Here is an 11,826-nt window from a genome sequence, read left to right as displayed (position 1 = left end):
GAGGGCCCGGGCGAGCGGCGCTCGACCCTTGGTTTCGAGCGGCTTATGCACGCGGGATTGGCGGGGATCAAGAGGCTATGTGCCAGAGTCTCACGAAGAATGCTGGATCAGGTCCCAGGTATTGCCGTAAGGGTCGGCAAACACAGCGACCGTCCCATAGACCTCATGGCGCGGCTCTTCCCGGAACCTGACGCCTTTGGCCAGCATCGCTTTGTGATCGCGGGCAAAATTATCCGTCTTCAGGAAGAAGCCGACGCGGCCGCCGGTCTGGTTGCCGATCGCGGCGCGCTGGCCGTCGCTGACGGCCTGGGCCAGCAGAAGCGCGGCACCCTCCCCGCCTTTCGGCCTGATGACGACCCAGCGTTTACCCTGCGGCTGCACTTCGTCCTGCAGACAATCGAAGCCGAGGGTATCGCAATAAAAGGCTTTTGCGCGATCGTAGTCATCGACGACAAGCGCAACGAGGAAGAGGGATTGGGGCATGGCACCTGTTCATATCTGATCATGAACGTACTTATAGGGGGCGAGCCTACCGATTTACGAAGAGCGTGGCAAACTCCCGCCTTGTGCGGGAGATGTCGCGGCAACGACCGACGGGGATTGCGCAACCTTGGGTCGCTCGACGGCGGCCTTGGCTATCTACTCCCCGTTCGTGACCTTGGCATCTGGCGCAGTCGTACCCCGCTTGCGCTTCAAGTTTCGGCGCACCATGCCCAAATCCACGCCGCCGATCAGGAAGGCAACGATGAAATACACCGCCATCGCAATCAATATGAGCAAGCCCAGGATGCCGGTCTTGGTGAGCATGCCCGAGCCGGACCCCAGAAGCGGCTCCCACCGATGAGACAGATATAGGATGACGCCACCCATTACGGCGGAGGACACGAGCAGCATGGCGGTGCGGCGTACCAGTGACCAATCCCAGACGAGATGCCCGCGGCGATAGAGCGTCACGAAGAGCTGCACAGCGTTCAGCCACCCGGCAACCGCCTCGGCGAGTGCGATGCCGCGTTCGGCCAGCACCGGAAAAAGCAGGATCGAGAGCGCCGAATTGACGAAGACGGCGACCGCCGTGTAGCGCATCGGCGATTTCGTATCCTCGCGGGCATAGAAGCCGGGCTGCAGGGCCTTGATCAGCACGAAAGCCGGCAGGCCCAGGCCGAAGATGGCGAGGATGGAGCCGACCAGTGCCGTGTTGTTCGGATTGAAGGCGCCGCGCTCGTAAAGCACGCGGATGATATCGTCGGAGAGCAGCCACAGGGCGACAGCGGCCGGCAGGGTCAGAAACAGCACGAATTCGATCGAGCGGTTCTGGATATTGGCCGCTTCCTTGATATGGCCCGACTTCAACGAACGCGCCAATTCCGGCAGAAGCACAATTCCGACCGCGACGCCGACGACGCCGAGCGGCAGCTGGTAGATACGGTCTGCATATTGCAGGGCAGCGATCGCACCTTCCTTGCCAGAGGCAATCGCCTGGCCGATCACCAGATTGATCTGAGTGACGCCGCCGGTGATGGCTGCCGGGATCGCAAGAAGCAGGAGCCGCTTCACATTAGGCGTGAAGCGCGGAAAGCGCAGACCGATATTGATGCCGGCATGACGGACGCCGATATAGACGACGGCCAGCTGCAGCACGCCTGCCACCAGGACCGACCAGGACAGGTACCAGGCGGTGCTCAGCGGATCGGCGCCGTAGTAGATCGCGTAGAACAGCGCGCTGATCATCACCAGGTTCAGGAAGATCGGAGCCACGGCGGCGGCGAAGAAATGATGCAGTGAATTCAGCATGCCGCTCATCATCGCCGTCAGCGACATCGACATGAGATAGGGGAACATCACGGCCGCCAACCGGACCGTCAGGTCGAATTTGTCGGCATCGTCGGCGAAACCAGGCGCGATGACCCAACGCACCAGGAGCGGCATGGCCAGTTCCATGACGATGGTGATCAGCAGCAGGACGGAGAAGAGAACGCCGAAGACTTCCTCGGAAAAGCGCTTGGCGCCCTCGATGCCGTGTGCCTCGATCTCCTTGGCAAAGAGCGGCACGAAGGCCGCGTTAAACGCGCCTTCGGCAAACAGGCGACGGAAGAGGTTCGGAAAGCGGAAAGCAGCATAGAAAACGTCGGCCATCGGCCCGGTGCCGAGGGCGGCGGCCATCAGCGTTTCGCGGGCAAAGCCGAAGATGCGGCTGCCAAGCGTCGCGCCACCGACCGTGATGAATTTCTTGACTAGGCTCATGCGGCGGAACCGGCTTTCTTTTCAGTGTCTGATTTTTCGACGACGACGCCACGCGTGGCGGCAGGCGCGATGATACCGGACGGCATACGCTCTCGCATTTCATCCTCTTCGCCCGCCATGACGGCTTTCAGACGTGCGGTGATGTAGGCTCGCCTGTTCTCATTGGAGATCTTCTGGCCCACCAGATCGGCGACGTAGAAGGTGTCGATGACCTTTTCGCCGAATGTGGTGATGCGCGCCGACTGGATGTCGAGCGACAGATCGGAGAGAACGGCGGTAATTTCCGACAACAGGCCCGGCCGGTCGAGGCATTCGACTTCGATGACCGTGAACTTGTTGGAGAGGCTGTTGGTGATGATCACCGACGGCGGAATGACGAAGGCCTTGTTCTTGCGGCGGTTCTTGGTGCGCGTCGCAATGACCTCCGGTAGGCGCTTGCGGCCGGCCAGCACATCCTCGATCATCTTGCCGATGGTGCCCGCCCGGCGCAGTTCGTCGGCGTCGTCGGCAAATTCGCGGCTGACGTGGATCGTATCGAGCGCGCGTCCATCCGACGTCGTGAAGATCTGCGCATCGGCGATATTGGCGCCGGCGGCCGCGCACGCACCGGCAATCACGGTCAATAGGCGCGGATGGTCGGGCGAGAGAACGGTGATCTCGGTGATGGCGTGGAAGCTGTCGGTGCGCACCATGGTGGCGAGCACCTTGCCCGCCTTGTCAGACTGGCGCATGAACTGCGTGTGCCGGATCTGGTCTTCCAGTGGAACGGACAGCAGATAGGGCTGATAATGCAGCTTGACGTAGGCTTTGCGATCCTTCTGGCTCCAGTCGGAAAGCGCCTGCTCGAGCGCCTGCGCCGCCGCCTCCGCGCGTTCCTTGCGCGAGACTTCCGAGAAACCGCCGGACAACAGCAGCTCGGTTTCGTAGTAGAGCGTGCGCAGCAGCTGGCCCTTCCAGCCGTTCCACACACCGGGGCCGACGGCGCGAATGTCGCAGACCGTCAGGATCAGCAGCATCTTCAAGCGGTCGAGCGACTGCACCCGGTCGGCGAAATCGATAATCGTCTTGCGATCGGTCAGGTCACGCGTCTGGGCGACCATCGACATGGTCAGATGCTCGGCGATCAGCCAGACCACCAGCTCCGTCTGCTTCGGCGAAAGACCGAAGCGCGGGCAAAGCTTGCGCGCAACCTTGGCGCCGGCTTCCGAATGGTCCTCTTCACGGCCCTTGGCGATGTCGTGCAGGAGCACGGCAACATAGAGCGCGTCGCGATCCTCGATCCCAGGCATCAGCTTGTTCGTGAGCGGATGAATGTCCTCGGCCTTGCCCTTGTCGATCTCCGACAGCACTTCGACGGCGCGGAGCAGATGCTCGTCCACCGTATAGTGGTGATACATGTTGAACTGCATCATCGAGACGATCTTGCCGAATTCCGGGATGAAGCGGCCGAGGACCCCGGCTTCGTTCATGCGGCGCAGGATCAGCGCGGGATCGCGCTTGGACGTGAGGATTGCCAGGAACAGGCGGTTTGCCTCTTCATTCTCCCGCAGGTCGTTGTCGATCAGGTTCAGCGAACGCGTGACGCGCTTCAGCGCATCCGGATGGAATTCCAGTCCGTTGATATCGGCGACGAAGAACAGCCGGATGAGACTGACCGGATCGCGCTTGAACACGTCGGGATTGGCCAGCGCAATGCGGCCGCGATCCTCAACGAATTCGACGGTGCCGGCGATCTTGCGCGAACGATGGGCAAAACGGCTGATGACGCCGGTGAGCCCCGGCGTTGCCTTCGCCTGCTGATCCTCAAGCGCAGCACAGAGGATGCGAGTCAAATCGCCGACATCCTTGGCGACGAGGAAGTAGTGCTTCATGAAGCGCTCGACGGCCGAAAGGCCGGGGCGGGCGTTATAGCCGAGGGCTGCGGCGATATCGCGCTGGATATCGAAGGACAGCCGCTCCTCCGCCTTGCCGGTCAGGAAATGCATGTGGCAGCGCACTGCCCAGAGGAAGTCTTCGGCCTTCTGGAAGAGGCGATATTCCTGCTTCGACAGCACGCCGAGCTTCACCAGTTCGGCAGGGTCGCGGACGTGATAGTAATATTTCGAGATCCAGAAAAGCGTATGCAGGTCGCGCAGGCCGCCCTTGCCTTCCTTGACGTTCGGCTCGACCAGATAGCGGGTGTCGCCGGCCTTGCGGTGGCGCTCGTCGCGCTCGGCGAGCTTGGCGGCGATGAATTCCGGGCCGGTATTCGTGACGATTTCCTTGTCGAAGCGTGCCTGGAGTTCGCGCTCCAGCGGGACATTGCCGCAGATATAGCGCGTCTCGAGGATGGCGGTACGCACCGTCATGTCGGACTTGGCCTGGCGGATACATTCCTCGACCGTGCGCGTGGCATGGCCGACTTTGAAGCCCATGTCCCAGAGCATGTAGAGAATGAACTCGACGGCCTTGTGCGTCTCGCTATCGGGCTTCGGCTGGAACAGAAACAGCAGATCGATATCGGAGCCCGGCGCGAGCGTATCGCGGCCATAGCCGCCGACCGCGGTGACCGAGAAGACCCCAGCCTGCTTCGGATAGACGTGATGAACCGTCAGATCGTAGAGAAGAGCAATGATCTGATCCTGTAGCCAGGAAATGCGGTAGGCGCAATTCAGCCCGCTACCATCGATGGCCAGAGACTTCCTGGCTTCTTCCCGCCCTTCCTGACTTGCCTTTTTCAGCAGCGCCAGCAGCGCGGAACGCTCCTCGCTCTTGTCCAGACCGCGTTTGGCAAGAGCCTCACATTCCGCCCTTAGCGCGGAGACATCAAGAATGGTCGAAAAATCGATATGATGCGTTTCCATGCTCTGCCGATCGGCTCTCTGTTCGCTGACAGCGGCCTGTTGCCGGCCGGCCCGTCTTCTCGTCTGCATGCGCTATAGCCTCTTTGGCCGGCGATTGACACAGGCATTCTACGCCGGGCCTCTTTCGAGGGTAGCGCATGTGGAATCGACGATCCCCATGATTTCTACCGGGTCAAAGTTGACGAAGCGTGACGGCAATCGACTCATAAGCCGGCAGTTTTAGGGCCTTGCCGGCTCGATAGCCCGCCGAAGCTCGTTCAGGCTATATAAGATGTTCCGCGACTGGGCGCCGATCTGCGTCACCATCTCGCGCTCGCACTCCCAATAGCCAGCCTTGGCGATCTTCGAACAGATATCCGAGATACGGCTGCAGGATAGCGTGATGTCGAGCAGGCCCCGATCGGATTCGCAATCCGGCGGCTCGCCCTCGCCACAAATCTTGCCGCGCGCGGCAATCGGCGAGAAACGCTCGCCCAGAATGCGGACTTCGGCGAGAAGAACTTCGAGATACATCATGTTGTCCTTGATATCGCCTGAGTCTCAACCGGCCTTGGCCAGGTTTTTCTTCAATTCGTAAAGCACGTCAAGAGCGGCACGCGGTGTCAGGTCGTCGAGATCAAGCGTTTTCAGCCGCTCCTCGACCTTCGACGGCTCTCGCCGGCCGATGGCCTCCTCGCGGCGAACAGCCACCTGGAAGAGGGGCAGATCATCGATGAGCTGGCTTGCCGGATTCTTGCGGTCGGCGTCTTCAAGCCGCGTCAGAACGTCGCGGGCGCGCGCCACTACCGAGGCCGGCAGTCCGGCGAGACGTGCGACCTGGATACCGTAGGAACGATCGGCGGCACCCGGCCCAACCTCATGCAGGAAGATGACGTCGCCATCCCATTCCTTGACGCGCATGGTGGCGTTGGAGAGCCGGCCGAGCTTTTCAGAAAGAACGGTCAGCTCATGGAAATGCGTGGCGAAGAGGCCACGGCAGCGATTGGCTTCGTGCAGGTGCTCGACGGCAGCCCAGGCGATGGACAAGCCGTCGAAGGTCGCGGTGCCACGGCCGATCTCGTCAAGGATGACAAGCGACCGCTCACTCGCCTGATTGAGGATCGCCGCCGTCTCGACCATCTCGACCATGAAGGTCGAACGCCCTCGCGCCAGATCGTCTGAAGCGCCGACGCGCGAGAAGAGCCGGTCCACAATGCCGATATGGGCCGACGCGGCAGGCACGAAGGAGCCCATCTGCGCGAGAATGGCGATCAGCGCATTCTGACGCAGGAAGGTCGATTTACCGCCCATGTTCGGGCCGGTCAGAAGCCAGATGGCTCCATCCTTGCCATTGGACTTCGGCGAAAGATCGCAATTGTTGGCAACGAAGGGACCACCAGCCTGACGGCGCAACGCCTGCTCGACCACCGGATGGCGGCCGCCTTCGATGGCGAACATGCGGCTGTCGTCAACGACAGGCCGGCAATAGGCCTGCTCCTCGGCCAGCAGCGCCAGACCGGCCGCGACGTCGATCACCGACAGTGCGCGGGCGCCGGCCTTGATCGCCTCGGCAGCAGCCACAACGGCTGCGACCATGCGGTCGAAGGCTTCGAGTTCGATCGCCAGCGCCTTGTCGGCGGCATTGGCGATACGGCTTTCGAGATCGGCAAGCTCGGTCGTGGTGAAGCGCATGGCATTCGCCATGGTCTGGCGATGGATGAAGCGCGCCTTGGCTTCGCTCGTATCCGTCATCGGGCCAGCATTGCCGGCAGTGACCTCGATGAAATAGCCGAGCACGTTGTTGTGCTTGATCTTCAGCGACTTGATGCCGGTTTCATCGGCATATTGCAGCTGCAGGCCAGCGATGACACGGCGAGACTGGTCGCGGAGAGCTCGCACCTCGTCCAGCTCGGCATTCGCGCCTTCCCTCAAGAAACCGCCGTCGCGCTTCAGCAGAGGCAATTCGTCGGCAAGGGTTGCCGCAAGCATCGCTTCGAGATCGGCAGGCAAAGCGCTGAGCCCGGCCAGTGCTGCCTTCAACTCCTCCGGCAGAAGTGCCGCTGCGAGCATGCGGGCGATATCCGTCGCCGCCGCCAATCCCTGGCGGATCGCCCAGAGATCACGCGGACCACCGCGATCGAGCGCGAGGCGCGACAGGGCGCGCGGCATATCAGGCACATGCTTCAGCGCCGAACGCAGGTCGCTCGAGAGCGACGGCTCCTCCGTCAGAAACCCGATCGAATCCAGACGCTCGTTGATGCGCTGGGGATCGGTGAGCGGCGACATCAGCCGTTCGGCGAGAAGTCGGGCGCCGCCACCGGTGACGGTGCGATCGATCGCCTTCAACAGCGAACCGTTGCGATCGCCCGAAAGTGTGCGGACGAGTTCAAGATTGGCGCGCGTTGCGGGATCGATAAAGAGCGTCGAGGCGCCGCTTTCGCGCTCCGGAAGCCCGAGCGGCGGACGCTCGGCAAGCTGGGTCTTTTCGACATAGGCAATCGCCGCTGCGGCGGCGGCGAGTTCGGCGCGGCTGAACGTGCCGAAACCATCGAGCGTCGACACGCCGAAATAGCGGGTGATACGCCCCTCGGCGCTCGCGCTATCAAACAGCACGGCCGGCTGCGGAACGGCGGTGCGGCCGAGTATATCGAAAACAAGCTTCAATTCCGGATCGTGGAACATCGTATCCGGGAGGATCAGCTCTCTCGGATCGATGCGCAGTATATCGGCGAGCAATCGCGAGGCTTCCGTCTCGGCAAGACGGAAGACGCCCGTCGAGATATCGATCCAGGCGAGCGCCAGCTGCGGCTCTGCACCGCCGCGAATGCGCGTCAGCGTCATCAGATAGTTCGACTCGGACGGCGAAAGCAGCTTTTCTTCGGTGATCGTTCCAGGCGTCACCAGACGCACGACATCGCGGCGCACGACCGATTTGCCGCCGCGCTTCTTGGCCTCGGCCGGATCTTCCACCTGCTCGCAGACAGCAACACGGAAACCCAGCGAAATGAGCTTCTGCAGATAATCGTCGGCGGCATGAACCGGCACGCCGCACATCGGGATATCCTGCCCCATGTGCTGGCCACGCTTGGTCAGCGTGATCCCGAGCGCGCGCGATGCATCGACAGCGTCTTCAAAGAACAGCTCGTAGAAGTCGCCCATACGATAGAACAGGAGCGAACCGGGGTTGTTCGCCTTGATCTCGATATACTGCTCCATCATCGGAGTGGCCGAGGCGCGGCTCTCCTCCGAGGCAAGCTCGGCGGCCGAGAAAGCATCGATGCTGGTGGCTATACGTTCGTTCACGGAGGTTCAGTTTTTCCAAAAAATGAGGTGTCACCCTATCCGCGCGCCGCTATAGAAGACAACAGCTATCGGGCAAGAGGGACCGGTCGCCCACAAGAGGTTTGGAGGAACCATGGCTGACAACAAGAGCAAGTCGCGTCCAGGAACGGGGATTACCGACCAGGAAGCGCTCGACTTTCACAAGCAGGGCCGTCCAGGCAAGCTTGAGATCAATCCCACCAAGCCGATGGCGACGCAGCGCGATCTTTCCCTTGCCTATTCTCCCGGCGTCGCCGTTCCCGTGAAGGCCATCGCCGCCGATCCGGCCACCGCCTACGACTATACCTCGCGCGGCAACATGGTCGCGGTCATCTCGAACGGCACGGCCATTCTCGGCCTTGGCAATCTCGGCGCACTCGCCTCCAAGCCGGTCATGGAAGGCAAGTCGGTGCTCTTCAAACGCTTTGCCGACGTCGATTCCATCGATCTCGAAATCGACACCGAGAATGTCGACGAGTTCATCAATTGCGTACGCTATCTCGGCCCCTCTTTCGGCGGCATCAATCTCGAGGATATCAAGGCTCCGGACTGCTTTATCATCGAGCAGCGGCTGCGCGAGCTCATGGATATTCCGGTATTTCATGACGACCAGCACGGCACCGCCATCATCGCCGCCGCCGGCCTCATCAACGCGCTGGAACTGACCGGACGCGACCTCAAGACCACCAAGCTGGTCTGCAATGGCGCGGGGGCTGCCGCCATCGCCTGCATCGAGCTGATCAAGGCAATGGGCTTCAGCCCGGAAAACATCATTCTCTGCGACACAAAGGGCGTAATTTACCAGGGCCGCAGCGAAGGCATGAACCAGTGGAAGTCGGCGCACGCGGTCAAGACCGACAAGCGCACCCTGGCCGAAGCGATGAAGGGCGCCGATGTCGTGTTCGGCCTGTCGCAGAAAGATGCATTCTCGGAAGACATGATCCGCTCCATGGCCGATAAGCCGATCATCTTCGCCATGGCCAATCCCGACCCGGAAATCACGCCGGAGGAAGTCGCTCGCATCCGTGACGATGCCATCATGGCGACGGGCCGCTCGGATTATCCGAACCAGGTCAACAACGTCCTCGGCTTTCCCTATATCTTCCGCGGCGCGCTCGACGTGCGCGCCACCACCATCAACGACGAGATGAAGATCGCCGCCGTCAATGCGCTGGCGAGCCTTGCCCGCGAAGACGTGCCTGACGATGTCGTAGCCGCCTATCAGGGAGCGCGCCCACGCTTCGGGCCGCAATACATCATCCCGGTGCCGTTCGACCCGCGCCTGATCTCGGCCATTCCGGTCGCGGTCGCTCAGGCCGCGATCGAAAGCGGCGTCGCACGCCGCGAGATGCCGGATATGGCTGCCTATGCGCGCGAGCTGTCTGCCCGGCGTGACCCGATCGCATCGACGCTGGCCCAGCTCTACGAGCGCGTGCGCCGGTATCAGAAGCGGATCGTCTTTGCCGAGGCCGAGGAAGAGCAGGTCATGCGCGCCGCACTCTCCTACGCAAACCAGGGGCTCGGCACCGCCATACTGCTCGGCCGTGAAGATCTGATTCACTCCACCGCCGAGCGCGCGGGCATCGACCTCAACCGTCCCGGCCTCGAAATCGTCAACGCCCGCATTTCCACGCGCGTCGATGCCTATATCGACTATCTCTATGCCCGCCTGCAGCGTCAGGGCTATCTGCACCGCGACGTAACGCGCCTGATCCACAACGACCGCAATCACTTTGCCGCCTGCATGGTGGCGCTCGGCGATGCCGATGGCATGGTCACCGGCGTAACCCGCAATTACTCGACCGCGCTCGGCGATGTACGCCGCTGCATCGATGCCAAGCCCGGACACCGCATCATCGGCATATCGATCGTGCTGGCGCGCGGCCGCACCGTCTTCGTTGCCGATACGGCCGTGCACGACATGCCGACGGCTGAGGAGCTGGCGGAGATCGCCGAAGAAGCTGCGGGCTTTGCCCGGCGCATGGGCTATGAACCGCGTGTCGCCATGCTGGCCTACTCCACCTTCGGTCACCCCTCCGGCGAACGCTCCGAGCGGGTGCGCGAGGCGGTCAACATCCTCGACAAGCGCCATGTGAACTTCGAATTCGATGGCGAAATGGCCGCCGACGTCGCGTTGAACCGCAAGATCATGGAGAGCCTCTATCCGTTCTCGCGGCTTTCAGGACCGGCAAACGTGCTCGTCATGCCGGCTTTCCATTCGGCTGCGATCTCCACCAAGATGCTGCAGGAGCTCGGCGGCTCCACCGTCATCGGTCCGCTGCTCGTCGGCCTCGACAAGCCGGTGCAGATCACTTCGATGGGCGCGAAAGATTCCGACATCGTCAACATGGCGGCAATTGCCGCCTATGGCGCAGGTGCTTGAGCCTAACCGCGTTGCACTCTTTGAGAATGCAAAAGGCCGGATCGAAGTCAGCGATCCGGCCTTTTCAATATTGGCAGCCTGTCCAGCTAGACCGGCGTCCGCGGCCGATCAGCTTGCGAAGCGACCGGCGTCCGCGCCGTAGTAATTGACATAGCGGTCCGAAATGCTGGCGATCGGCAGAACGATCAGCACGTCGGTCGTGTTGAAAGCCTTGTCGACGACGGCGGTCGAGCCGACCATGGCGCCGAGACGAAGATAACCCTTGATGAGCGGCGGCAGCGCCATCAGCGCCTTCTTCGCATTGACGGCTTCCGCAGGCATCAGATCCATGTTGCGCGCAAGCGACGGCAGAGCACCGACGTTCCACTCATCCTTGGCGACGACATTATGATAGAGGAAGGACAAGGCGAGCGCGTGCTGTTCTGGAAGAACGCCGGGGAACGAGGCGCAGCCGATCATCGCACCCATGCCATGCTTCAAGGCATAGGCCCAGTTGCCCTGCCAAAGCAGTTCGACCGTGCGCTTGTTGCGATATGCCGGCAACACACAGGAACGGCCGAGTTCCATGAAGCGCTTGTCCGGATGGCGAGCGAGCAGCGAGTCGATGTCGAATTCCGAAGAGGAATAGAAGCCGCCGTTTGCCATCGCCACTTCCTGGCGCAGCAGGCGGTAGGTGCCGACGATCTGATCTTCCGAATCGCCTTCAAGCGAGCGGTCCAAAACCAGAAGATGGTCGCAAATGGCATCCCAGCTGTCGACGTCGCGCTGCCGACGCATCGCATCGGCCGGCAATTGCGCATTCATCTCTTCGACGAAAACGCGATAGCGAACAGCCTGAGCGGCATCGATTTCGCGCGCCGTGCGAGCAAGGCGCGTTTCTAGATTTCCGATGCGTCCGAGCACATCGCTGGCAACCGGCTCAACCGTTGCCTTTGAAGACTGAACCATTTCGCCCTGAGCTTCGCGATTCAAAATTTCGATGGACATGGCGATTCTCCCCCTACGGGCCGATATAGCGCCATAAACCAAATTCTTGCGACAGGAAAGTGACATGCAGCC

General features: G+C 61.7%; 7 protein-coding genes. 1 reads left to right on the top strand and 6 read right to left on the bottom strand.

Annotation, left to right across the window (positions count from 1 at the left end; translation table 11 throughout):
- Positions 1–90: 90 nt before the first annotated feature.
- From HGP17_RS18260 to mutS, 5 genes are all read right to left on the bottom strand, one after another.
- A complete protein-coding gene (locus tag HGP17_RS18260; protein ID WP_168811535.1) occupies positions 91–483 on the bottom strand; it encodes a VOC family protein in 393 nt (130 codons plus the stop codon).
- A 156-nt stretch (positions 484–639) separates the two neighbouring features.
- Complete coding sequence (gene murJ / locus HGP17_RS18255; RefSeq protein ID WP_168811533.1) at positions 640–2,241, bottom strand: murein biosynthesis integral membrane protein MurJ; 1,602 nt, start codon at positions 2,239–2,241, stop codon at positions 640–642.
- Positions 2,238–5,153, bottom strand: a complete 2,916-nt coding sequence (locus HGP17_RS18250) for a [protein-PII] uridylyltransferase (protein WP_168811530.1) — start codon at positions 5,151–5,153, stop codon at positions 2,238–2,240. Before HGP17_RS18250 ends, murJ begins: the two co-directional genes overlap by 4 nt.
- A 150-nt stretch (positions 5,154–5,303) precedes the next feature.
- Positions 5,304–5,600 (bottom strand): hypothetical protein, encoded by a 297-nt coding sequence (locus HGP17_RS18245; protein ID WP_246704140.1) that lies wholly within the window; start codon positions 5,598–5,600, stop codon positions 5,304–5,306.
- Positions 5,601–5,624: 24 nt separating this feature from the next.
- On the bottom strand, positions 5,625–8,366 hold the full coding sequence (gene mutS, locus HGP17_RS18240) for a DNA mismatch repair protein MutS (protein ID WP_168811526.1): 2,742 nt from the start codon (positions 8,364–8,366) through the stop codon (positions 5,625–5,627).
- 112 nt (positions 8,367–8,478) lie between these two features.
- Here mutS and HGP17_RS18235 point away from each other — a divergent pair, with 112 nt between their 5' ends.
- Positions 8,479–10,767 carry an NADP-dependent malic enzyme gene (locus HGP17_RS18235; RefSeq protein ID WP_168811524.1) on the top strand — a complete coding sequence of 763 codons (2,289 nt, stop codon included), beginning with the start codon at positions 8,479–8,481 and terminating at the stop codon, positions 10,765–10,767.
- A 108-nt stretch (positions 10,768–10,875) separates the two neighbouring features.
- Here HGP17_RS18235 and HGP17_RS18230 read toward each other — a convergent pair whose 3' ends face one another.
- Positions 10,876–11,754 (bottom strand): GNAT family N-acetyltransferase, encoded by an 879-nt coding sequence (locus tag HGP17_RS18230; protein WP_168811522.1) that lies wholly within the window; start codon positions 11,752–11,754, stop codon positions 10,876–10,878.
- Positions 11,755–11,826: the final 72 nt, after the last annotated feature.

The organism is Rhizobium sp. P38BS-XIX, assembly GCF_012641435.1.
Classification (GTDB): Bacteria; Pseudomonadota; Alphaproteobacteria; order Rhizobiales; family Rhizobiaceae; genus Rhizobium.
The sequence above is the reverse complement of the archived record's forward strand: the minus strand, read 5'-3'. Positions and strand labels throughout refer to the sequence as shown.

Coding starts and splice junctions, on each gene's coding strand:
- HGP17_RS18260 (WP_168811535.1), bottom strand. CDS start 483: ATGCCCCAATCCCTCTTCCTCGTTGCGCTTGTCGTCGATGACTACGAT.
- murJ (WP_168811533.1), bottom strand. CDS start 2,241: ATGAGCCTAGTCAAGAAATTCATCACGGTCGGTGGCGCGACGCTTGGC.
- HGP17_RS18250 (WP_168811530.1), bottom strand. CDS start 5,153: ATGCAGACGAGAAGACGGGCCGGCCGGCAACAGGCCGCTGTCAGCGAA.
- HGP17_RS18245 (WP_246704140.1), bottom strand. CDS start 5,600: ATGATGTATCTCGAAGTTCTTCTCGCCGAAGTCCGCATTCTGGGCGAG.
- HGP17_RS18235 (WP_168811524.1), top strand. CDS start 8,479: ATGGCTGACAACAAGAGCAAGTCGCGTCCAGGAACGGGGATTACCGAC.
- HGP17_RS18230 (WP_168811522.1), bottom strand. CDS start 11,754: ATGTCCATCGAAATTTTGAATCGCGAAGCTCAGGGCGAAATGGTTCAG.